Consider the following 23,804-nt stretch of genomic DNA (forward strand, 5'->3'; position numbering starts at 1 on the left):
GAAATATACGTGACAAAAAAAGTGATGATTCTACCGGGCGATGGCATTGGTCCGGAGATTGTTGAGCAGGCCATGGCAGTACTGGAAGCCGCGTCTGGAAAATTGAATCTGGGGCTTCGCTTTGAGCGGGGCCTGATCGGCGGTGCCTCGATTGATACCCACGGCGAGCCACTCACCGATGCGGCGCTCGAGGCTGCGGGCGAGTGCGATGCGGTCCTGCTCGGTGCCGTGGGTGGTCCCCAGTGGGACACCCTGGCGCGGGAAATCCGCCCGGAGAAGGGCCTGCTGAAAATCCGCAGCGGTCTTGGGCTCTACGCCAATCTGCGTCCGGCGATACTCTACCCGCAGTTGGCCGACGCCTCCTCGCTGAAACCGGAAGTGGTTTCCGGGCTGGATATTTTGATTGTGCGGGAGCTGACCGGCGGCATTTATTTCGGTGAGCCCCGCGGTATCCGCACCCTGGAAAACGGTGAACGCCAGGGTTTCAACACCTATGTATACAGCGAATCGGAAATCGAGCGTATCGCGCGCAGCGCGTTCGAGGCGGCGCAAAAGCGCAACGGCAAACTCTGCTCCGTGGACAAGGCCAATGTGTTGGAAGTGACTGTGCTGTGGCGCGAGGTGCTGGATCGCCTGGCGCCGGAGTATCCGGATGTGGCGCTGTCGCATATGTACGTGGACAATGCAGCCATGCAACTGGTGCGCGCGCCCAAGCAGTTCGATGTAATGGTGACCGGTAATATGTTCGGGGATATTCTCTCCGACGCTGCCGCCATGCTCACCGGCTCCATTGGCATGTTGCCGTCCGCATCCCTGAATGAAAGCGGTTTTGGCCTGTATGAGCCCTGCCACGGCTCTGCACCGGATATTGCCGGCCAGGGCATTGCCAATCCGCTGGCCACGATCCTGTCTGCCGCCATGATGCTGCGCTACTCCCTGGATATGAGCGAAGCGGCGGTTGCCATTGAGGCCGCAGTGCGCAAGGTGCTCGACCAGGGGTTGCGCACCGCCGATATTCACACGGAAGGCTGCCAGAAGGTCTCCACCGCAGAAATGGGCGCTGCCGTCGTATCTGCGCTGTAACCGGTGCAACGGTTTCCACTGCCGCGCTGCCTTCCCCGGCGCGTAGATTGATCACACCACGCAAGGACATCGCAATGCAAAAAATAGGGTTTATCGGTTGGCGCGGCATGGTCGGCTCGGTATTACTGGAGCGCATGCGCACAGAGGGTGACTTTACCCATATCGCCGAACCGGTTTTCTTCTCTACCTCCAACGCCGGTGGCAAGGCGCCGGCTATTGGCCGCGCACTGCCCCCCTTGAGAGATGCCTACGATATCGACGCGCTGGCGCAGTTGGATGCGATTGTCAGCTGCCAGGGTGGCGACTATACCAAGGAGGTGTTCTCCCACCTGCGCGAGGTGGGCTGGAAGGGGTACTGGATTGATGCCGCCTCCAGCCTGCGTATGCGGGATGATGCGGTGATTGTGCTGGACCCGGTCAACCGGGATGTGATCGACAGAGCCATTGATGCCGGGCAAAAGCACTTTATTGGCGGCAACTGCACCGTGAGCCTGATGCTGATGGCCCTTGGGGGCCTGTTTAAGGCGGATCTGGTGGAGTGGGTCAGCGCCATGACCTACCAGGCCGCCAGTGGTGCCGGCGCGCGCAATATGCGTGAGCTGATTGCACAGATGGGCACTATTCGCGATGGGGTCGCCACCGAGTTGGCAGACCCTGCCAGGGCAATTCTGGAGATCGACCGCAAGGTGGCCGCTGATATGCGCTCGTCCGAATTTCCCACGGAAGCCTGCGGCGCACCCCTGGCCGGCAGCTTGCTGCCCTGGATCGACACCCAGCTGGAAAACGGCCAGAGCCGGGAGGAGTGGAAGGCCCAGGTAGAGGCGAACAAGATCCTGCACACTGCCAGACCGGTCCCGGTGGATGGCACCTGTGTGCGTATTGGCGCAATGCGTTGCCACAGCCAGGCATACACCGTAAAGCTGAAAAAAGATCTGCCTATGGCGGAGATCGAGCAGATCCTCAGCAGTGCTAACGATTGGGTCTGTGTGGTACCCAATGATCGCGAGGCCACTCTGACGGCACTGACACCCACGGCGGTGACCGGCAAGCTGACTATTCCCGTGGGGCGTCTGCGCAAACTGAGTATGGGGCCCGAATACCTGAACGCCTTTACTGTAGGCGATCAGTTACTGTGGGGTGCGGCCGAGCCACTGCGCCGTATTCTGCTGATATTACTGGGCAGACTGTAACCGGGCGGGCCTGGCAGAGACCCCAGAGGGCGCGCCTTTCGGAGCCTTCTAGTGGAGGGCATTTTGCCAAGCTGTGAACTCCTTCGCGTTAAAAGCCGCAACGGGTTGCCATAGTGGCTTTTTCGACTTTTTTCCGCAGGTATAATCGCCCCTCGCTTTTTTCCAATCCAACCAAGTGAATTATCATGTCTGAAACCACCCGCGAACTGGTCATTGTCGGTGTCGATAGCGCCGCCTTTGCCCCTCTGCTGGAAATACTGGGAGAGCGGGAAATGATCTCCGCCGAGCAGCTGATTTTGCTGGAGACCGAGGAGCGCGAAGTGGACCCGCAGGTATTTGCCAATCGCACAATTCCCGTACAGTCCCTGGGGAAATTTGTTTTTAACGATGCACAGGTGGTTGTTTTGCTGAGGTCAGGCGACGACGTCGCGACCGCCATGGCTGCCGCTGAACAAAACGGGGCCTGGGTGCTGGATGCCGCTGCCATTACCCGTGGCGATGAAAGCGCCGCGCTGATCCATCCCGTGTTGAACAGTGCAGAATTGGCGAATCTTGAGCGCCGGGTTGTAGCACTGCCCAGTGCCGGCGCCGCAATGGTGGCCGAGGCGCTGGCGCCACTGAAAGACGGGCTGCAGTCTGTGTATGTGCAATTGAACCAACCGGTATCCGCGCTGGGCAAGGCCGCCATCGATTCTATGGCCGCGCAAACGGCGTGCATGTTCAGCGGCCAGGATGCAGAGATTGACCCCGCTATTGGCCACCGCCTGGCATTCAACCAATTGAGTACCAGCGAGGCTCCACTCTCCAGCGGACATACTTTGAGTGAGCTGACCCTGATCCACGACCTGCGCCGCCTGCTGGGTGAGGCTGTGGCATTTGACGCCAGTATCACTACGGTTGCCGTATTCCACGGGCAACTGGCCAACCTGGGTGTCGTGTTTAAAGAGGATATCGATCTGGAAAAAGTGCGCGCCTTGTTGGGCAATGGCGCGCGTCTGCAGTTGGCGGAGCAGCCCTCGACGGAAAATGCCGTGGGCAGCGAAGTGACACTCATTGGCCGCTTGCGCCAAAGTCTACTCGACAAGCACCAGTTAAACCTCTGCGCGGTATCTGACAATCTGCGCAAGGACGTTGCGGTGAACTGCGCACAAATTGCTCACTTGTTGCTAAAAAGCTACTGATAATTAATACTTAGCCGCCATAGTGAAGGTGTAATCTTAACTCTGGTGCGGCTGGGAGTGGCGAGCCATTCGTCGCGGTTGGCGGCTGCCTGCACGGCGGTCAGATAGTCGAACGATTACCGTTCAGTAATGGGGATTTTCTGAAGCTGCGCTTTTCGAAAGCCCTGGGCAGATTCTAACAATAAAGGGAATCGGATATGCGTGTGCGTAAGCTGGCACTTGCAGTTGGTCTAGTCGGTGCACTGGGAAGCAACGCGGCCCTGGCGCTCGGACTGGGGGAGATCAAGCTCAACTCCACCCTGAATCAGCCGCTCAGCGCGGAAATCGGACTGCTTCAGACACGCGGTCTGGATAATACGGAGATCAAGGTCCGCCTCGCGGGGCCGGAGGAATTCGAGCGCGCGGAGGTGGAGCGTTCCTACTTGCTCACATCGCTGCAATTCGATGTGGATTCCTCGGGCAGCAGTCCGGTGATCCGCATATCCAGCCGCGAGCCGATCCGTGAGCCCTATTTGAATTTCCTTGTCGAAACCCGTTGGCCGAGCGGACGTCTGTTGCGCGAGTACACCCTGTTGATGGACCTGCCGGCATTCTCGCCGAATACGACCCAGCAACCGGTGCGCGCCGCGGAGCGCGAGCGCCAACAGGTGCGCCGCGACACACCGGTACAGCGCCCGGCAGAGTCAACGCAGCAGTCGGCAACCCAGCCCGAGGTTGAACAGCCCCGTGAAACCCCGGCGGTGCAACAACCCGAGCCCGCGCGCCGCCAGCCCCCGCGCAGTATAGAGAACACGAACAACAGCCAGGTCTACGGCCCTGTTTCCTCCTCCGATACGCTATGGGAAATTGCCCTTGAAAACCGGGTTAGCCGGGCGTTTTCCGTGCAGCAGACGATGCTGGCCATTCAGCGCCTGAACCCCGAAGCCTTTATCAGCAACAATATCAATCTGTTGAAAAAAGGTGCCGTACTGCGCCTGCCCAATGCCGACGACCTGCGCAGCCTGAGTCTCACCGAGGCGATTTCACAAGTTGCCGAGCAGAACGATTCCTGGCGCCTGCGCAGTGATGTGGAAGAAATAGCGACAGGCGCGCCATTGGATGCCCGCGTGGTAGAGGAAGAGGATGTCGCAAGCGGCGGAGTTGAAGGCCGTGTAAGCCTATCCGCACCCGCCGATAATGAATCTGTTACCTCCGGTTCCGGCAGTGGCGTGGGGGATAGTGAGGCGCTGGAAGGCGGCCTGACCCTGGCCGAGGAAGAGCTGGATAAATCCCAGTTGGAAAATACTGAACTGCGCGAGCGCATTTCAGAACTCGATGAGCAGATAGATACCATGGAGGCCCTGGTCGACGTCTCCAATGAGGAGATGCATGCGCTACAGTCCGCCGCAGAGCAGTCCGATCCCCTGTTCGATCCCGCTGAAATGGATGTCGCAGAGGATGAACCTCCCCTGGATGGCACACTTGCCGCCGAGGAAGGCGAACCGCTCAATGCCACTATAGAGCAGCCCGAAGAGCAGCTCGAGGAGGAAACCGCAGCCGCGGAGCCTGAAGCGCGCAATCGTGTGGTTTCCGTACAAACCAAGTCAGAGCCCACCCTGATGGAAAGGCTCGGCGGTAATATGCAGCTGATCGGTATTGGTGCCGCAGGCTTGCTGGCGGGCGTATTTGGCCTTTTTACCTGGCGTCGTCGAAAGGCTGAGCAGAAGGAGGTCGAGCAGCCATTGGATCAACGCAGGGCCCCTGAGCAGGAGCCGGTAGGGATGCCCGAAGAGATGCTCGAGCCGGATGAAACCCTGGCTGCTGTGGAGAGTATGGAAGCGGATGACACCTTCGATCTCGCTGACCTGGAGGATGTAGGCACCGATGATCCGGTCTCGGAAGCGGAAATTCACCTGTCCCTGGGCCAGTACGAAAAGGCCGAAAGCAAACTGTTGCAAGGGCTGGAAAAAGACCCACAGGTGGTGGATGCGCGCCTGATGCTGATGGAAGTGTACGCCCATAATCAGGATGTGAAGAAATTCGACGATCACTACCGCCAGCTGCTGGCTATCAGCGACGGCCCGGTCGCCGACCGCGCTGCACGTTTGCGCGAGACTATCACGGGAGCGCCGGATTTCGAGGCGCCCACGGTGGATTTTTCCAGCGAATCTCTGGAAGCCGCGCAATTGGATGATATGGGTGCTGAGCGGGATCTGGTCCCATCCAGCGAATCGCTGGTTTTGGATTCCAGTGCCGAGCCGATGGCCTCGGACCCGGGCGATGCGTTTGAGGAGGATACCTCACTGCTCGATGAACTGACCATGGACTTGACCCTGGATGACGGCGAAGGCGTTGACAGCGCTGCCGGGCAGGCTTTATCCCTGGACCTGGAGTTGGATCTGGAAACAACACCCGAAGAGCAGGCCCGGACCGCCGGGGAAGCGTCCACCTCCCCGGCTGTTGAGTTCAATTTGGATGAATTGGACCTGGACAGTGTCCTCGCCGACAGCAGCCTGCAGCCTGGTGCTGAGACTCAGGCGGAACCGGATCATGAGTTGAACCTTGACAGTCTGGAGCTGGATTCCCTGGAACTGGATACGGTCGCTTTGGATGCCGGGACCAAGGCACCTGATACAGGTGAGGCCGCTGAGGGTAATGCCGGAAAGGAGACCGCCGACGCTTCAAGTAATGGTCTGGATTTTGAGCTGGACCTGTCAATGATGGACGATCAGGCTGGGGTCAAGGGGGAAGAGCGTGCCCCTCTCGCCGCGGATGGTGCTGATACCCTTGTTCTGGATGGCGCCCTGGAAGTGCAATCTATTGACGGGAGTAATGCCGGGCCGGAAAACAAGGATGCCGGTATTGAGGAGAGTCTGTCTCTGGAGGCGATTTCCGAAGACGAGCTGGCAATGATCGGAGGCGAGCTGGAATCGGAATTGGATCTTGACAGTATCGACCTGGACGATATCGCCAAAGACTTGTCCTCTATGGAAGCGTTGTCTGTGCAGACGGATACAACTTCTGACGGACAATCCGGCGGTAGTGCGTTGTCTCCAAGTGAAGATTCCGTCGGGGAGGAACTCTCCCTTGAGGATGAATTGGCACTGATTGATGCACCCACTGGTGATGACCTCACCCTGGAAGAGGACCAGGGACCCTCGGCTGGGGCAGCGGCTAAAACCACGCCACAGCTTGAGGCTGTTATTGAGAAAGAGCAGGGTGTGGAATCTGATTTTGACGATCTGGATTTCAGCCTGGAAAGTGATCTCAGTCCCGAGTTGAGCCTGCTGGAAGGCGGTGATGAGATGGAAACCAAGTTGGAACTGGCGCAGGCCTATCTGGATATGGGCGATGAGGATGGTGCCAAGGATATTCTCAAGGAGGTGGCCCAGGATGGCGAAGGTGAACACAAAAACCGTGCCGAGAAAATGCTGGAGCGTATGGTGTAAACCGCGACTGCAATTCGCATCGAAAAACCTCGCACTGGCTGCGAGGTTTTTTTATTGTGCCACAAGGGGTGCGTTTACAGAGGGCAGCTCATACCCTGAGGTGTGTCGGTTTTTAAGAGTAATTGTGGATATATGTGTCAGTCGATACCGCGTGAATACCGCTATAAGCCCAATGGGGAAGTGCCCCCCGGTGAGAAGCTGCCCCGGGGCCTGCATCGTATTGCTTTGGGCATTGAATACTGTGGTGCCCGGCTGCACGGTTTCCAGAAACAGAATTCTGCCGTGGAAACCGTACAGGCCCAGCTTGAGCTGGCCCTCTCCACGATTGCCGCAGAGCCTGTAACCCTGGTCTGTGCCGGGCGCACCGATGCAGGTGTGCACGCCACCCACCAGGTTATTCACTTTGACACCCGTGCTCAGCGCCCGCAACGGGCCTGGGTTCAGGGCGTGAATACCAATTTGCCCGAAGCGGTGCGGGTGCGCTGGGCCCAAGAGATGCCCGCGCAGTTCCACGCCCGCTTTTCCGCCCAGGCGCGCAGTTATCGCTACCTGATCCACAGCGCGCCTACCCGCTCGGCTCACAGTGCGGCAGAAGTCACCTGGACCCAACACCCCCTGGATCTCGCGGCCATGCGCGAGGGCGCCAGCCACCTGCTGGGGCGCCACGATTTCACCAGCTTCCGCGCCTCCCAGTGCCAGGCCAAAAGCCCCGTGCGGGAAGTCACCCGTTTGGATATTGCCCGCGTCGGGTACCTGATTGTGCTGGAAGTCAGTGCCAATGCCTTCCTGCACCATATGGTGCGCAATATCACCGGAGTGCTGATGGCGGTGGGGCGCGGCGAGCACCCGCCGGAATGGGTAAAAGCCGTGCTCGACCAGCGAGATCGCTGTGCCGGCGGTGTCACCGCACCGCCGTTTGGCCTCTACCTGGTGGATGTGCGATACCCGCAAACGTTTCAACTGCCCCGGTGTGAGCCGGGACCGCTGCTGGTGCCTTTACCACTGGGAGCGTTATTGCAAACTTAATCGGGCCATGGGACGCTCAGGCGACTAAATCCAGCTTATTTTTATCTCCCATTCCCCATCAAGAGTACATCAACAAAGCGTGGCTAAAGAAGTATGGGCACGCTGGCTGATACAGGGATGCAGGTCACTTTGCCCGGGATGCAAGTCATCGAATACAACAGCAATTATTGACATAATATTCAACAGATAGGATTGAAAGCCGTTACGCTTAGCGCGCACACTGGTTGCGCTACGGCTAGCGCCGTAGCCGGAATTTGCAGCCCGTATCTACAAGGCGCCGGGAAGACGCCGTTGGCAGTATGCGTCTTTTTTTGTGCGCGAAACCTCGAAGTTATGGTGGGGTATTTGGCCCCGCCGTTTCCTTGTAGCGATATTGCAAACCCGTTTATTCCGCGACCTTATCGAGATTTGCAACTTCTTGGCGCTGGAAAACTTCCTAACAAGTCAATCCATGGCTACGGGCCTGATTTAGGTGTTAGCTGCTCAAACATCAAGAGCAATATTCGTGTAAATGGAGTATTAACTGCAGTATCAAGTGCTCCTTGAGCAGCCAACCTGAGATTTGCTCCGGGCTCCATTTTTCAGCAAGCTTACCGTCAACCAAGCTATTCAACTCTGGTGTCAGTTTTGTTACCTTTCTGGCCTCTTCACGACGCCAAAGCGCAAACCTCTGGGCTTGCTTGTGTCGATACCGGCATTGACCACTATTCCGCGCTAACTCCCTTGATATCGTTGACTGACTCACGCCTAGAGCCACCGCAATCTCTGCTTGTGTAAAACCGCTTTTCTTGAACGCCTCAATCTGGCATCTTTGCTCATAGGTCAGTTGCTTGTAGTGTCTCATTGCATAACTCTTGCCGGAGAAAAAGCGAGAAGCCTACGGGCAACTGGCCGCTTTTTCTAGCTCCATTGAGATATGCACTTACAAGTTGAATCTAGGCGTTGTTTAAATGTTGTTCTGAAATAAGACTTGCCAGCTCGGCTCCAAGTAACAGATCGTGTTCATGGCCAAATTTTTTTTTGCGAAGATAGCCATTTCGATCAATTAGGATTAATGTTGGTGTCCCTCCCATTTGGTACGCGGTCATTGTCATTGGATTCGGGCTTCCATCACTGGAAGGCATATCAATGCCGACTGGAAAGTCAATACGGTATTCATGCAAAAAAACACGTAACGATACCTCTTTCATAGCCTCATGGTTCTCAAAAACTGTATGCAGTCCGATAACAATAAGATCATTAGAATTAAACAAACGGTAAACTTTCTTCGCTTGGGGAATTGAATGTTCTACACATCCAGGACAGAGCATTTGAAATGCAAAAATGGCAATTACTTTTCCTTTAAGTTTCTCTAGAGATAATGTTTCGTTTGTATTTAACCAAGTTTGAATGTGCAGCTCTGGTGCTTTTTTAAGCGTCGCCTGCATAATAATCACCTCTTTTAATATGAGGCATAACTGAAAGCCGGATTATGCCCTTGTCAATCAAAAAGCCTGTTTAACTTTTCCGGTTAATGACAGATCTTGAGAAGCCACATCAAAAAAACTACAACACACAATAGTGACGCGTGGGTACTTTCATTAATCCACAGCTCAGATGTGACACCATAAAAGGAAACACCCTTTAACGCCCTTATATTTCGAAATGGCACCAGTACGAACACGTCTGTTTTACCGATAACAGAGAAATATCTGGGGCTATCTATCAAGATAGACCAGGCTACAGGCAATTTTTGTTTTTTGCTTGCAAATGTATCTTTGATTTTCAACGCTCCTTTGTCGCAGATATCATGAGGAATTGAAACAATCCAGTGTGAGTTTCATACCGTGCTTTCATTTTAAAAATTCCTATCGGCGTTTTCCTCAACTAATCATGTATCATAACAATCTGGATGGGAAGTAATTGACAAAGGCAAAAATACCCAGATCTTTTTCGAAATCAGCAGCTGAATTGTCTTAATTATTGAATCAGCAACCACCCGCTCCGTGGGTGGTTGCTGATTCAAAAAAATTGCTTGCAAACAACGCAATGCATTATCAAGCGCTCAATTGAGCTGGGGCTGGCCAAACTAGCCACCCACTGACTATCAATTATTCAATCTTGCCGGGAAACGATAAATCTCCGGAGGCAACATCAAAGACATTTACAACACAAAACAACGGTGCGTGCGCACTTTCATTAATACGAAGACCGGAAGTTACTCCATCGAAAGCGATACCTTTCAGCTCTTTTGCATTTCGAAATGGCACTCGAACCAGTACTTGCTTGCCGTCAATCACAGGAGAATATCCTGGGCTGTCAATCAGAAGGGGTAGGCCTGGCCAGGTTAGTGGCAATTTAGGTGTCGCTCCGGCAGGGATATCTTGTACTTTCAAAGCACCTTTGCCGCAAACATCATCCGGCACCAAAACAACCCAATGGGAATGCCATACGGTGCCGTCATTTTCTAAATCACCATCGCCATTTTCATCAAATAGGGGTGTATCGTCGAAGTCAGGGTGAGATGCTATGACCATTGCTAGGACGCCCTGATCTTTGTCAAAACCAACAGCAGAGCTATCAATTTTGGTCGGCCATACATATGAGAATGCTTCGCTGCCTTCCAGTTTACCAATAGGTGTTGGCTTCGATTGGCCTGCCTTGTTGCTGACACGCATTTTAAATGTCAACCAATTATCGCCGGCCTCAATATTTGCATGAACAATATCAAACTCCGCGAGTTTGGCATTTCCTTTTTTGGCATTTATCCCGCCATTATTTGCAATGGTTTGTGTAGTCGAAAGGCTAGTAAATAGAAAGATTAAAAAAATAGGCGTAATTAATGCCTTTTTCATGATGATTACTCCTTTGCGTTCAGTTTCTGGAGCCGAATGACGAGGATTCAAAAGCGCTGTAAAAAATGTACACACCAGGCTATTTGCGCTCTAATTTTACACGGCTTCTTGACACAGATTAGGTTAATTTTACTCGATATAACGATCAGTGGTAGCTACATTGGTGTGCCTTGTAATGTCTCTGGGATGCTCCATGGGCTTGAGTTTCACGTCCGCGATATACAAATATGGCACAATGAGTGGACAGTGCAACTCTCGAATATACGATGTTTTATTACAATTCATCGTTAACTATTTTGGACAATACATGACAAATGTCGAGCACTTGTCATTGAGTTTTTATTCTTATTTTTAAGGTTTGCCAGCAGTGCCTAGTCAGTCGCGGTAGGCAGTAGTGCAAGGATCAGATGCAAAATCCAAATGGCGTCACTTTCTCTTCAAGGCTGCCAACTATTGCTCATGGATCTGAAATAATTAATATAATTTGGTATCAAAGCGCGCATGAAATACGATGCCAGAAAACTTAGCCATGAAGAGCAGCATCTCATCCGAGAAATTGCCCTCCAGCGCGTATTTGATGAGGAGTCAGCAGCAGAAGTCATCCGTAGCTTGGGGTTAGGTAGCAAAACTATTTTTCCTTGGTTGAAAATTGCACGAAAAAGGCATCGATGCATTGGCACCCCAAGCTGGGGTTTATAGATCAGATTGTGTCAGTCCTGATTCGAGAGAAATTCAGTACGGACGAGTGCTGATTTCAATGTGAAAGCCTTTGTGCTCATAGCGCTTGTTATTGTATTGGGCTAATGGCGAGACAGATTTATCCTGTCAACAGTAGTACGACCAGTGCATGCGGGCCGTGAGCGCCATATGCCAGGGTCTGCTGTATGTCAGCGGTCTTTGAGGGGCCTGAAACCAGAATGGCATTGGTGGGCATGGCCTGGCTCCAGGCTTGTCGCTGTATGGCCGATTGAAAGTCGGGAAAAAGACTCTTTTGTTCGACCAGGACCAAGTGTACGGGAGGCACCAGAGACATGCTTCTGGGCTCTACCGAATCTGGCCATAAGATGATTGAACCGGTTTCGGCAATGGCGCCTTGGGAAGTGGTTATGGATGCGTCAATCTTGTTAAATAACGCCTGCTTAAATATTTCAATACTCTCTGGAAATTCTGAATATTGGGGGGCTTCTGCAGTTGGCAGCATATGCCGGGTGCGCTCGGAGGTGAGCAGGGTGGAAATCTTTTTCTCGATAAAGAGAGCGCCCAGAACCTGTGTAAGTGCTGAGCGGACCGTGATAATCACCTCTGCGTGATTGCTCTCCAGGGCTTGGACAAACTGCTCTGTCATAAACTCTGTTGATGGCTCTGCTGGAGATTGCGCGGTGCGGGCGAAAGCGTGTTTTGCGCTCAGGGGTGTTCGATTTAACCGGGCGAGGATGTTCTGCTTGGCCGAATTCATGAGTGAATCCTGTTTTTAAGTCGCTCGTGAAGGGGCTTTGATGCGGGCTTGGGTAGCGTCCGGCTCTGTGTCCAGCCGTTTTTCCAATTGGGTATTAGCTGGCGGCCGCGCGTTACTGCCCAACTGGTCGTGCGATAGAGTGCAGGTCTTGAGCAGATGCCGGCCCACACCCTCCACAACAAAGCCTCAAGCCGCCGGCGCGCACTGCCTTCTCCGTGCATCACAACCGGTTCTGTTCGGTCTGAATTTTCAGTTTTGACCCGTAGCGAGGGCTTATTGGACTCAACCCTCAGTCGCTGTAGAAGTTTTGGAATGGGTATTTTGACAGGGCAGACTTCTTCGCAGGCGCCGCAGAGGGACGATGCTGTGGGCAGGTCCTTGGTCTGTTCCAGGCCAAGCTGATGCGGAGTGAAAATCTGGCCAATTGGGCCAGGGTAAACGGTGCCGTAGGCATGACCGCCAATGCGCGTATACACGGGGCAGTAATTCATGCAGGCGCCGCAGCGAATACACTGCAGGGTTTTGCGAAGCTCGTCGTCGGCAAACGCCTGGCTGCGGCCATTGTCGAGCAGTACCAGATGCACTTCTTTCGGACCATCGCGCTCATCGTCCTGGCGTGGCCGGGTAATCATATTGACATAAGTGGTGATGGCCTGCCCGGTGGCTGAGCGCGTAAGCAGCTTAAGCAGTGGTGGTATATCGGCCAAAAATTCCACCACTTTTTCGATGCCGGTTACTGCAATATGCAGGTTGGGGACGGTTGTGGTCATTCGGCCATTGCCTTCGTTTTCAACCAGGCAGAGGGTACCGGTTTCGGCGATTGCAAAGTTGACGCCGCTAATGCCAACGTCTGCGCCATAAAAGTGCTGCCTAAGCTGTTCCCTGCCAGTATTGATTAAGCGGTCAACATCGGTGGTGTAATTGACGTTGGGTATTTTGTCGGCAAACAGGTGCCCGATCTGCTCGGCATTTTTGTGTATGGCCGGCATGATGATATGCGAAGGGATTTCTTTTGCCAGCTGGACAATGTATTCGCCCATATCGGATTCAATACAATCGATGCCGAATTGATTCAAGTGGTCGGTGAGTCCTATTTCCTCGGTGACCATGGATTTTCCCTTAACTGCGCTGCGACCACCGCGATCGGTGATGAGTTGCTGCACGATTTGATTGGCTTGTTGTGCGGTCTCGGCCCAGTGTACCTGTATACCATTGCTGTGGCATTGTTGCTCCAGTTGCTCAAGCAGTTGTGGCAACTTTTGCAGGCAACGCTGTTTAATCGCTGCCCCCTGGGCACTAAGCTGCTCGAAATCTTCCCGGTCGGGAAATGCCGCTCGGCGCTTGTTGCGCAAGAAATCCATGGCGCCGCGGAAATTTGAGCGGATGGTATTATCCTGCAGCGCTTGATGTGCGTTGTGCTTAAAGTTCCGAGGTGAATTATGCATTGTCAATGGGCTCTGGTTCTGCCTGTGTGCGCTGAAGTAAGTAGCTGGCCAAATGGATACCGCGTAGAGTTTGCTGTTGGTGTTCGAACGCACCATTGAGGTTGAGCATACAGCCCCAGTCGGCACTGACGTAGAGGTCGATGTCAGCTTCGCGCAAGTGCCGCGTCTTGTCTTCGAGCATAGCGCTGGAAATATCGGCGTGCTTGACAGAAAAGCTGCCGCCAAAACCGCAGCATTCACTTTCGTAAGCCTGTTCGACCAACATAACATTGTTCAGTTGGTGCAACAACTGAACACCGGGTTCTCTAATGCCCATTTCTCTGCGTCCTGCGCAGGAGGTGTGCAGGGCGACGCGCTCGGGGTGGCCATTATCCTCCAACTTGATCTTCAGTACATGAACCAGAAACTCCGAGAACTCATAGATCCGCTCTGAAAAGGCTGCCACTTCAGGGCTGTCGGGCAGTAGCGTGGGATAGTGTTTTCTCAGCATGCCGCCACAAGACCCGGACAGTACAACGATGGGCCAGGGCTGGGGAAATTGCGCTATTTGGTGGATGGCGACTTGTTGGGCTTGTTCGGCGTAGCCCGAGTTGTATGCAGGTTGCCCACAGCAGGTTTGACCCTGGGGATAAATGATCTCAATGCCCTCGCGCTCTAGGAGCGCAATGGCATCCAACCCGGATTGTGGTGCAAAGTTATCAACCAGACAGGTCGCGTACAGATAGACTTTTTTCGGTTTGGACGGGTAGTGCTTGATGGCTGTTTGCATAGCAGGCCTCAATCGATGCTGAGCTCAATGGGCTCAGCCGCTGTGGATACAGGGGTGAATGCAGAGTAATCACTGTGATATTGGGTGTATATAGAAAATAGATTATTATATTGTTTCCAAAAAATTATTAATCAATACCAATATGCCGTCAGCCAGTGATCTCGCACTTTTTGGCCTGCTTGTGGAGGCAGGCGCTTTTCATCAGGCTGCAAAAACCGCCGGTATGTCGGCGCCGGGCTTTAGTAAGCGTATTTCCAAGCTTGAGTCCGAGCTCAAAACCCAGCTGGTTTATCGCAGCACCCGAAGCCTGAGCTTAACTGAGGCGGGAAAGCGTCTGTGGGAGCACGCCAGAATCATTAATTTACGTTTTGACCGGGCACTGGCGGAAGTGTCCGAGTACAACGCCGAGCCCAGGGGGGAGGTGTGCATTAGTGTACCGACGATTTCGGGGGATATCCTTCTGGCCGATACAATCTCTGATTTTTGCGAGAAATACCCCAGGATCAGAGTCGATTTAAGGCTGGATAATAATTACGTTGACCTGATTCGCGATGGTGTCGATATTGCCATTCGCACCGGGCAGCTGCAGGACTCCAGTCTCAAGGCGCGCTTGTTGATTGAATCCGATTGGGTTGTTTGCGCATCAGAGGGTTATTTACAGCGGCACGGAGCGCCGGAATCGCCTCAACGATTGCTGGATCACAACTGCCTTATCTACAGCCTGCAGGATGGTGGGGCTAAAAACTGGCTGTTTAAAGGGAGAGAGGGGCGCTATAGCCTGGCGGTGGGCGGGAGTCTTGAGAGCAATAATGGCATGGTGCTGAAGAGGTCAGCCCTGCGGGGGCACGGCATCATCTATGTGCCCAGGTGTCTGGTGCATCGAGAGCTTTGCAATGCAACCCTGAAGCAGCTGTTCAAGCACCAGACCGATAAGCGCCAGGGAGTTTACGCGGTTTCCCCCTTTTCAAAGGTGCTGTCACTGCCGGTCAGGCTGCTGATAGATCATACAGAAGCGGCCTATGGCAGCTATGCCGATTGGTTTCAGGATACCTGAGCGTCTCAAGTGTAAGTTTGTGAAAGTGCTGATGGGTTGTTAAGATTTCCTTTTGATCGCGATAGAGATTCCATGTTTGACACCATTCAGCGACGCCAAAAAATCGTCGAAGAAATCCAGCAACAGGGGCAGGTACGTGTCGAGGCCCTGTCCAAGCGTTTTGCGGTATCCTCGGTGACCATACGCGGTGATCTCAATGAGCTGGATCGCCGCGGCCTGTTGGTGCGCTCCCGCGGAGGGGCGGTGGCCTCAACGCCGCTGGCCAAAGAGCTGTCGATGAATGATCGCTATCGGCAAAATCTTACGCTGAAGCAGAAAATTGGCAAGCTGGCGGCGGGTTTGATTGGCAATGGCGAGCGTGTGATTCTCGATTCTGGCAGCACCGCCGAAGAGGTGGCGCGCCACTTACATAAGCATCAGAACCTGCAGGTGATGACCAGTGGCCTGAATGTGGCTACCCGTCTGGCAGAAATCGATGCTGTCGCCCTGATGCTATGTGGCGGTAACCTGAGACACAAGACCCAGTCATTTTATGGTCCCCTGGCTGAGGCGAGCCTGAAGAACCTGCGTTTCGACAAGTTTATCCTGGGGGTAGACGGCTTTGATCTGGAAGCGATTACCACCCACTTTGAGCCGGAGGCGTGCCTCAATCGGCTGATGTGTGACGCGGCCAATGAGGTTATTGCCGTGACGGATTCGAGCAAGTTCGGCCGCAAGGGCCTGCATCTGATCTGTCAGCTGTCCAGATTGACCGCTGTGGTGACCGATAGTGCTCTGCCAGAAGACTATGCCGTGCGCTTAGCCCAGGCTGACGTGACCGTACACTTGATTGATGCCGGACCCGATCAGGTTTAATCCAGCAGTTGTACTGGCCTCGGTGGTGCCTCAACGCTCTTTAATGACTTCATTCCACTCCGTGGCCTGGGCGGAATTTTTTTCATCTATAGACTTTCGTTTGCTTTCGAATGTATTATTTGAAAGATGTCGAAACTTCTGTTTTGCCTGACAAATCCAGCCGGTGTTTTCATAACTTCTAATAATGAGTGCCAACCCATGTTGATAAATACCCGTTCATCCAGCCTTTTACCGATGCTGATCATTGGCATTTTGTTTTTTACCTTTGGCTTTGTGACCTGGTTAAATGGCTCTTTAATCCCCTTTCTGCAGATTGCCTGTGAGCTGAGTCATACCGAGGCCTACCTTGTCACTATGGCGTTTTACATCGCCTACACAATCATGGCACTGCCTATGTCCATGGTGCTGCGTCGCACAGGCTACAAAAATGGCATGGTATTGGGATTGTTGGTGATGATGGTGGGCAGCTTGATTTTTATACCCGCCGCTCTGAGTCGTACTTACGGTGTATTTTTGATGGGGCTGATGGTTCTGGGTACCGGCCTGACGATCTTACAGACAGCCGCCAACCCTTACATTGTGGTGATTGGCCCACGTGAAACCGCGGCGGTCCGTATTAGTATGATGGGCGTGTTAAACAAGCTGGCTGGTGTGGTGGCCCCCCTGGTCTTTACCGCCTGGGTGTTGAGTGATATTTCTCAGTTCTCTGAAGGCGCTCTGACCGCTATGAGCGTCAGCGATAAGACCGAGGCCCTGGTGGATTTGTCATCTCGATTGATGACACCTTATGCCATTATGGCGATGCTGCTGCTATTGCTGGCTGCATTCGTGAAGTTCTCTCCTCTGCCTGAACCCGACCTGGGTGAAGAATCAACCGAGAGCGGCATATCCCGTTCGATCCTGTCGCATCCGCAACTGATGCTGGGTGTGGCGGCTCTGTTTTGTTATGTCGGTGCTGAAGTGATTGCGGGGGATACGATCGGATTATTTGGCAAGGGTCTGGGGGTCAATAACTTTGGCCAGCTGACCTCTTACACCATGGGCTTCATGGTGGTGGGGTATCTGATCGGGATGTTGCTCATCCCTCGCTGGATCAGCCAGTCGAAAGCGTTAATGGTCTCGGCGGCCCTGGGGATTGTGTTGAGTGTGTTGATCTACACTGCCAGCCCGGACAGTTATGGTGTTTGGAGCAGTCTGTTGCTGTGGACCGGTGTGCAGGGTATTCCCAATGTGGTTTTGTATGTGGCGCTTTTTGGTTTGGCCAATGCGCTGGTTTGGCCCGCCATTTGGCCCATGGCGCTGGAAGGGCTGGACGCTAAAGAGACCAGTACCGGCTCGGCACTGTTGATCATGGCAATCGCAGGCGGAGCACTTTTACCGATGCTTTACGGTTTGGTGGCCGACATACTACAGGACAGTCAAACGTCCTATCTACTGATGATTCCCTGTTACCTATTTATCCTATTCTACGCTTTTAAAGGCCACAAACTGCGTCAGTGGTGATTGTGTAAACAACGTCGGGCAGGATTTTGCCATGCAAAAAATTCTGGATATTGCTTCCGATAACCGGCGCGGTTTAGCGCGCGGAATTTATGCTATCTGCACTGCGCACCCGTTGGTTCTCAAGGCGGCACTGCTACAAGGGCTCAAGGACAATACGCCGGTATTGATCGAAGCAACCGCCAATCAAGTGAATCAGTTTGGCGGTTATACGGGCATGCAGCCTGCAGATTTCATCCCTTTCGTCAACGCGATTGCCGAAACCGTCGGCTTTGACCGGCAGCAAATCATTTTCGGGGGCGATCACCTGGGGCCGGTATGCTGGGTGTCGGAGTCCGCCGAGCAGGCGATGGCGAAAGCCAAGGATCTTATTCGTGCTTATGTGGCCGCAGGTTTTAAAAAAATCCACTTGGATACCAGTATGCGCTGTGCAGATGATACCGGGCCACTCACCGACGCCACTGTCGCGGAGCGCGCCGCCGCACTGTGTGCGGTGGCTGAGAAAACGGCACTGGCGGTTTTTGGCTGCGCGGAGCTGGTCTATGTTGTGGGAACCGAAGTGCCGCCTCCAGGCGGCGCGGCAGAAGCCATTGACGATCTGCAGGTAACCGGCTGCGAGGACGTGCTCGCAACTGTTGAGGCGCATCGGAAAGCTTTTTTTCAGCGGGATTTGTCTCAGGCCTGGGAACGGGTTGTGGGGCTGGTGGTACAGCCGGGGGTTGAGTTTGATCACACCTCGGTACACGACTATCGCCCGGATGACGCTAAAGACTTAGCCGCCCTGCTTTCAAAAATCCCCAACCTGGTTTTTGAGGCACATTCGACCGACTACCAGCCGGCAATAGCCTACACGCACTTGATTGCCGACCACTTTGCCATTCTCAAAGTCGGCCCACAGTTGACGTATGCACTGCGCGAAGCGCTATTTTCCTTGAGTCATATTGAGGATGAGCTTATTACAAAAGAGAAGTGCTCCGGCTTGCGTCAGGTCTGTGAAGACATCATGTTGGCATCACCCGAGCACTGGGCAAACTACTATCCGAAGCAGGAGCCTCAGGGGCGGCTTTACCGGCGTTACAGCTACAGTGATCGTATTCGTTACTATTGGGTGAAGCCTGAAATTGAACAGGCGGTTACCTGCCTTATGAATAATTTAACCGAATCGTCCATACCGGAGCCTTTGCTTGCGCAGTATCTCCCGCAAGAATATCAAGCCGTGCGTTCGAAAGTGCTGAAGCCAACTGCGCAAGCGTTAGTTCTTTTTCATATTATGCAAGTGATCGATGTCTACGCCAAAGCTTGCTGGAAGCAAGAGGTTTAGCGATGTCTGAGTATTTATTAAATTATCCAACGGCTGTGTTGGAAAAGGCTAACAGCTATTGGACGGCAAAAGAAATTGATCAGCAGCCCCGTGTATGGCGCGAAGCGGCACAAAATATCGTAGAGCAGCGAAGCGCAATTGAAGATTTTCTCGTACCAATTGTGGCAGATGCCGGGCTGAAAATTATTTTGCTGGGGGCCGGAAGCTCTTCATTTATTGGTGAAGCGATTGCTCCCCACTTACGCCAAAGTTTGAAGCGACGTGTGGAAGCCATCAAAACCACTGATATCCTGGCGGCTCCGGAACTGTATTTAGAGGCGCAAACTCCGACACTGGCAATTTCGTTTGCCCGCTCGGGCGATAGTCCGGAAAGTCTTGCCGCCGTGGCGTTGGTGAATCAGATTGTCGAGCAGCACTCCCATCTGGTGTTAACATGCAATCCTGATGGCAGTCTGGCCAAAGTCTGTGCCGAGCGAGGGCAGGACCACATGCACTGCCTGTTGATGCCTGAAGGCACCAATGACCGCAGCTTTGCCATGACCAGCAGCTATTCCTCTATGATTGTTTCCTGCCTCTGTGTGTTCGGAGCTTGTTCAAGCTGGGTTGAGCAGGCGGCTCAAATGACCGAGCGCTTATTGGCGCAAGAGCTCGACCATATTCAGACGCTGGCGCAGCGGCCCTTTAATCGCCTGGTGATTTTGGGGGCTGGGTCACTGCTGGGGTGCGCTCAGGAATCCGCGCTTAAAATGCTGGAACTAAGTGCTGGCCAAGTGGTGCCAATGCATGACTCACCATTGGGTTTTCGCCATGGTCCTAAATCCGTGGTTGATAAAAACACGCTGATTGTGCATTTTCACTCTGCCAATGCTTATACTGAACTCTACGACCGGGATCTTTTTGCAGAGCTAAATCGCGATGACAAGGCGCTATCCATTATTGGACTGTCGGCGGATCATTTTCAGTTGGATAGTAAATCGAGCGCTATGATAGACGATATCTGGCTTGGTTTGGTGTACGTTGTTTTCTGTCAGGTGTTGGGATTCTACAAGGCGATTAATCTGGGGATTGGTGCTGACAATCCGTGCCCCTCCGGTGAAGTGAATCGGGTTGTACAAGGCGTGAGTTTGTATCCTTATGGATCACAGGCCGAATAATCACTGCTGAAGACGGGCTCAAGGGTCTGAAGGTGTAACATAGTGGGGGTGAGCGGGGTGAATAATGCTATACGGTATTGATGTCGGTGGAACGAAAATCGAAATAGCCATTTTTGATGATCATCTCAAGCGTCAAGACGGCTGGCGAGTCGACACCCCGAAAGACTGCTATCGCGATTTTATTGACGCAATTATTTCTCTGATTGCACAGGCTGACCAGCGCGTGGAGCAGCCGGCAAAGGCCATCGGTATTGGCATGATCGGCATCGTTGACGATAACGGCAACTGTGTCTCTTCCAACTTGCCCTGTGTGAATGGTATGTCTTTGGTTGAAGACCTGACGCGCTCACTGGTGCGGCCTGTGGCCATAGACAGCGACATGAATACTTTTGCGCTTTCTGAGTCCCTGGGCGGCGCTGGGGCGGGTATTGACATGGTATTAGGCGCGATTGTGGGGACCGGTACCGGCAGTGGTCTGGTGGTTAAAGAGCAAATATACAAAGGCCGGTCGGGCATCGCGGGTGAGTGGGGGCATGTGCCTATTTCGGCAACATTGGTACAGCGCTACCAGCTGCCTCTGCGCGCTTGTGGTTGCGGCGGTTTCGGTTGTGCCGAGACCTATATTGCCGGCCCTGGGCTGTTGTGGCTCGGTCAGCATTGCGGAGGACAATTTGTCGATAACCCAGAGTTGATTGCGGCGCTGCGTGGAGGGGATGAGCGGGCTGAAAAAGCTTTTGCTATTTATCTTGATTGCCTGGCGGGTAGCCTCGCCCAAGCCATTTTGCACTACGATCCGGGTGTGATAGTGATCGGTGGGGGCGTGTCCAATATCCGTGAAATTTTCCATCGACTGCCGGCTTTAATTGAAGCGCACCTATTGCCCGGAATGTCTGTTCCAGCGTTAAAGCGCCCTCGATTTGGTGATGCCAGCGGTGTTCGCGGTGCCGCCATCATGGCTCAGCAGCTCTGTCAGAAGACGGCGAGGTGACACAGTGAAAAAGCACCTGTGAACAGCCGAGTGTTTCCCGGTGTTCACTGGTTGGATCAGTATGTCCTAGTGATCGAAAGCCCAAATTAACCTGGATTGACGGTGTGAGGGGGTACTGTAATGATGAGTCCCAATACGGGGCTGGTGTTATTCCGGTTTATAGCCAAGCTGTAGAGAAATACTGTGCGCGGCGGCTGACAGCATCTCTTTCACTTGATCAAAGGTGGGGTGTGGGGCGTTATCCAGGCGCTCAAGGTAAGGGACTGTGATCGCAGCCAGGACTTCGCCGGTATAGCCAAAAACCGGGTAGCTGATATCCCTTACCCCACTGACCTGCTGACTCTGCTTGCTTTCATAGCCCTGCTCGCGCACTTTTTTTAATCTCGCCATTAGCGCTGACTTTTTGAAGCTATCGCCGGCGCGTTCCTGCAGCATTTGCTTGAGCATGTCATCCTCGGCAAAGGCCATCAAAACATGGCCGGAGCAGGTGTCGACCAGGTCTATTTCACTGCCCAACTTTACTCGGAAACCAAGATCCATCTGGCTGTCACGCTGACCAATGACCAAGACTTTACCACGGTGATAAACGCTGAGATGGCAGGACTGCTCGATGGCGGGGGCCAACTTTTGCATGATCGGCAGGCTGGCACCCGTCAGCCGTTTAACCAGTGAATGCTGATGAGACAGCTCAAACAACTTCATGGTTAATACATAGGTGTCTCGTCCGGACTCGGTACTGAGGTAACCGCGTCGATCAAGCACGGCGAGCATGCGAAAAATTTCACTGGTGGAGCGCGACAGTTTGGTGGCTATTTCACTAAGGGTTAAACCAGACTCTTCACCGCTGAGCAGCTCGATGATGTCCAGCCCTTTTTCCAGCGCTGGCGCCGTGTAGGGGGTTTTAGCCTTCTTTTTGTCCTTTTCTTCAGGGACTTTTGTCACGGAAATCTGGCACTCCTGGACTCTGTTTGTGATTGCGCTACTTTCAGCTGCGAAGTGTAGCACAACTGGTCTGGGGCTATAAAGGAAGCGACTTTGGGCCCATTCACCCGTGGAGGTGTTTGGCTCGGTAGCCATAGATGGCAATAACCACAAAGCAAATCAACGGCAGTGCAAATGAAGCTTGAGCGCCGCTCAGAAAATCCAGCGACCAGCGATCAATGACACTGGCTTGCAGCATTGGCAGAAAAGTGCCGCCGACGATGGCCATAACCAGTCCTGCAGCACCGATCTTGGCATCGTCTCCATGCAGCGTTTTAAGTGCGATACCGTAAATGGTTGGAAACATTAATGACATGCATCCTGAAATGGCGACCAGGCAGTAAAGTCCGTCAATGCCACCGATAAAAATGGTGCCCAAGCTGAGGAGCATCCCGCCAGATGAAAGAATTATTAACAGAAAACCAGGGCTGACGAACTTGAGTAAAAAAGTACAGATAAACCGACTGATGCAGAAGAGAACCATGGCGGCTATGTTGTACTGTTGGGCGAGAATCTGTGCCTCCTTTTCTGCCATACCTTCAGAGATAAAGACCTCGGTACCGTAATGAATGATGAAAGTCCAGCACATGATTTGCGCACCGACATAAAACATCTGTGCGATAACACCCTCAACATAGCGTGTCGAGGTTACCAGGCGCGCTAAAATAGCCTTCAGACTGGCATTGTCGCTGCTGGCGGTGGGGTTGCCAGGCATAGCGCGCAAACTGATGATGACAAAGAGAATCGCCAGCACTAAACCGATCGCGATGTAAGGGGTACTGACCACAGTGAGATCGGCAGCTTTTACGGCTTCAAACTCCTCCAGAGGGAGGGCTTCCCGGGCGGATTTACTGCGAGCATCCAGGTTGGCCAGAATGAACTGCGATGCTGTGTACATGCCCAGCAGAGAGCCGAGAGGATTAAATGCCTGAGCCAGATTCAGACGCCGAGTGGCTGTTTCTGAGGGACCCATGGAAAGAATGTAAGGGTTGGCTGTGGTTTCAAGGAAAGCCAATCCGCAGGTTAAGACAAAGTAGGCGAGCAAAAAAGGATAAAACTCTCCGATTTGGCTGGCGGGCACGAACAGCAGGCCCCCCAGTGCATAGAGTCCAAGCCCCATTAAAATGCCGGCTTTGTAAGAAAATCGACGGATAAACAGCGCCGCGGGAATGGCCATAGCGCCGTAGCCGCTGTAGAAGGCAACTTGTACCAGCGTGGCTTCAGTGGTGCCGGTCAGGAAAATCTTCTCGAACGCCGCGACCATGGGATTAGTGATATCATTGGCGAAGCCCCACAGAGAAAAACAGCAGGTGATCAGAATAAACGGAATCAGCAGGGCCTTTGGAATCAGGGCATTTTTTTGCGGGCTCGCTGTGTGAGCCGCTCGGGCGGGAATATCTGCCGAACTTGTGTCTGCGATCGTCATTGGATGTTCCTGAGTTATTATTATGAATCAGCGTGCGACAAGCTTGCTGTTGCTCAGTGTAACAGCCTGCCTGTTGCCGGTGCTCAGTGTAACAGCCTGCCTGTTGCCGGTGC

At 53.4% G+C, this 23,804-nt stretch carries 20 protein-coding genes; 12 read left to right on the forward strand and 8 right to left on the reverse strand.

All coding sequences use genetic code 11. From position 1 onward, the window contains the following. The first annotated feature begins 9 nt into the window (after nt 1–9). The 5 genes from leuB (at nt 10) to truA (ending at nt 7,908) form a co-directional block, all read left to right on the forward strand. On the forward strand, nt 10–1,083 hold the full coding sequence (leuB, locus tag Q1A48_RS04255) for a 3-isopropylmalate dehydrogenase (protein ID WP_299941631.1): 1,074 nt from the start codon (nt 10–12) through the stop codon (nt 1,081–1,083). Between the two features lie 74 nt (nt 1,084–1,157). Then, nucleotides 1,158–2,273: an aspartate-semialdehyde dehydrogenase gene (gene asd / locus Q1A48_RS04260; protein WP_299941633.1), complete on the forward strand. Its 1,116-nt coding sequence runs from the start codon at nt 1,158–1,160 to the stop codon at nt 2,271–2,273. 185 nt (nt 2,274–2,458) lie between these two features. Then, nucleotides 2,459–3,454: an Asd/ArgC dimerization domain-containing protein gene (locus tag Q1A48_RS04265; RefSeq protein WP_299941635.1), complete on the forward strand. Its 996-nt coding sequence runs from the start codon at nt 2,459–2,461 to the stop codon at nt 3,452–3,454. Between the two features lie 197 nt (nt 3,455–3,651). Then, nucleotides 3,652–6,882, forward strand: a complete 3,231-nt coding sequence (locus tag Q1A48_RS04270) for a FimV/HubP family polar landmark protein (RefSeq protein ID WP_299941638.1) — start codon at nt 3,652–3,654, stop codon at nt 6,880–6,882. A 132-nt stretch (nt 6,883–7,014) separates the two neighbouring features. Next, a complete protein-coding gene (gene truA, locus Q1A48_RS04275) occupies nt 7,015–7,908 on the forward strand; it encodes a tRNA pseudouridine(38-40) synthase TruA (RefSeq protein WP_299941640.1) in 894 nt (297 codons plus the stop codon). 490 nt (nt 7,909–8,398) lie between these two features. Here truA and Q1A48_RS04280 read toward each other — a convergent pair whose 3' ends face one another. From Q1A48_RS04280 to Q1A48_RS04290, 3 genes are all read right to left on the reverse strand, one after another. Next, nucleotides 8,399–8,752: a helix-turn-helix domain-containing protein gene (locus tag Q1A48_RS04280; RefSeq protein ID WP_299941645.1), complete on the reverse strand. Its 354-nt coding sequence runs from the start codon at nt 8,750–8,752 to the stop codon at nt 8,399–8,401. 91 nt (nt 8,753–8,843) lie between these two features. After that, nucleotides 8,844–9,335 (reverse strand): redoxin family protein, encoded by a 492-nt coding sequence (locus Q1A48_RS04285; protein WP_299941648.1) that lies wholly within the window; start codon nt 9,333–9,335, stop codon nt 8,844–8,846. Between the two features lie 663 nt (nt 9,336–9,998). Further along, a complete protein-coding gene (locus tag Q1A48_RS04290; protein WP_299941651.1) occupies nt 9,999–10,742 on the reverse strand; it encodes a hypothetical protein in 744 nt (247 codons plus the stop codon). Between the two features lie 501 nt (nt 10,743–11,243). Here Q1A48_RS04290 and Q1A48_RS04295 point away from each other — a divergent pair. Then, on the forward strand, nt 11,244–11,441 hold the full coding sequence (locus tag Q1A48_RS04295; RefSeq protein WP_299941654.1) for a hypothetical protein: 198 nt from the start codon (nt 11,244–11,246) through the stop codon (nt 11,439–11,441). A gap of 118 nt (nt 11,442–11,559) precedes the next feature. Here Q1A48_RS04295 and Q1A48_RS04300 read toward each other — a convergent pair whose 3' ends face one another. Genes Q1A48_RS04300 through Q1A48_RS04310 form a run of 3 tightly spaced genes read right to left on the reverse strand, consistent with a single transcriptional unit; the run spans nt 11,560 to nt 14,412 of the window. Then, on the reverse strand, nt 11,560–12,198 hold the full coding sequence (locus tag Q1A48_RS04300) for a lactate utilization protein (protein WP_299941656.1): 639 nt from the start codon (nt 12,196–12,198) through the stop codon (nt 11,560–11,562). Then, nucleotides 12,195–13,643, reverse strand: a complete 1,449-nt coding sequence (locus tag Q1A48_RS04305) for a LutB/LldF family L-lactate oxidation iron-sulfur protein (RefSeq protein ID WP_299941659.1) — start codon at nt 13,641–13,643, stop codon at nt 12,195–12,197. Before Q1A48_RS04305 ends, Q1A48_RS04300 begins: the two co-directional genes overlap by 4 nt. Then, nucleotides 13,636–14,412, reverse strand: coding sequence for a (Fe-S)-binding protein (locus Q1A48_RS04310; RefSeq protein ID WP_299941662.1), 777 nt, complete (start codon nt 14,410–14,412; stop codon nt 13,636–13,638). The genes Q1A48_RS04305 and Q1A48_RS04310 overlap by 8 nt, the downstream gene beginning before the upstream one ends. A 142-nt stretch (nt 14,413–14,554) precedes the next feature. Here Q1A48_RS04310 and Q1A48_RS04315 point away from each other — a divergent pair, with 142 nt between their 5' ends. From Q1A48_RS04315 to Q1A48_RS04340, 6 genes are all read left to right on the forward strand, one after another. Continuing rightward, nucleotides 14,555–15,466, forward strand: coding sequence for a LysR family transcriptional regulator (locus Q1A48_RS04315; RefSeq protein ID WP_299941664.1), 912 nt, complete (start codon nt 14,555–14,557; stop codon nt 15,464–15,466). 72 nt (nt 15,467–15,538) lie between these two features. Then, on the forward strand, nt 15,539–16,321 hold the full coding sequence (agaR, locus tag Q1A48_RS04320) for a transcriptional repressor AgaR (protein ID WP_299941665.1): 783 nt from the start codon (nt 15,539–15,541) through the stop codon (nt 16,319–16,321). Nucleotides 16,322–16,519: 198 nt separating this feature from the next. Then, nucleotides 16,520–17,824, forward strand: coding sequence for a sugar MFS transporter (locus Q1A48_RS04325; protein ID WP_299941667.1), 1,305 nt, complete (start codon nt 16,520–16,522; stop codon nt 17,822–17,824). 31 nt (nt 17,825–17,855) lie between these two features. After that, entirely contained in the window at nt 17,856–19,142 is a 1,287-nt protein-coding gene (locus Q1A48_RS04330; RefSeq protein ID WP_299941669.1) for a D-tagatose-bisphosphate aldolase, class II, non-catalytic subunit, read from the forward strand. 2 nt (nt 19,143–19,144) lie between these two features. Then, nucleotides 19,145–20,296: an SIS domain-containing protein gene (locus Q1A48_RS04335; protein ID WP_299941671.1), complete on the forward strand. Its 1,152-nt coding sequence runs from the start codon at nt 19,145–19,147 to the stop codon at nt 20,294–20,296. A gap of 64 nt (nt 20,297–20,360) precedes the next feature. Then, nucleotides 20,361–21,284, forward strand: coding sequence for an ROK family protein (locus Q1A48_RS04340; protein WP_299941674.1), 924 nt, complete (start codon nt 20,361–20,363; stop codon nt 21,282–21,284). 147 nt (nt 21,285–21,431) lie between these two features. Here the strand turns inward: Q1A48_RS04340 and Q1A48_RS04345 are convergent, their stop codons facing one another. Further along, complete coding sequence (locus tag Q1A48_RS04345) at nt 21,432–22,226, reverse strand: IclR family transcriptional regulator (RefSeq protein WP_299941676.1); 795 nt, start codon at nt 22,224–22,226, stop codon at nt 21,432–21,434. A gap of 103 nt (nt 22,227–22,329) precedes the next feature. Continuing rightward, nucleotides 22,330–23,691, reverse strand: a complete 1,362-nt coding sequence (gene fucP, locus Q1A48_RS04350) for an L-fucose:H+ symporter permease (RefSeq protein ID WP_299941679.1) — start codon at nt 23,689–23,691, stop codon at nt 22,330–22,332. Nucleotides 23,692–23,804 lie beyond the last annotated feature (113 nt).

Source organism: uncultured Microbulbifer sp. (assembly GCF_947489355.1).
Taxonomy (GTDB): Bacteria; Pseudomonadota; Gammaproteobacteria; order Pseudomonadales; family Cellvibrionaceae; genus Microbulbifer.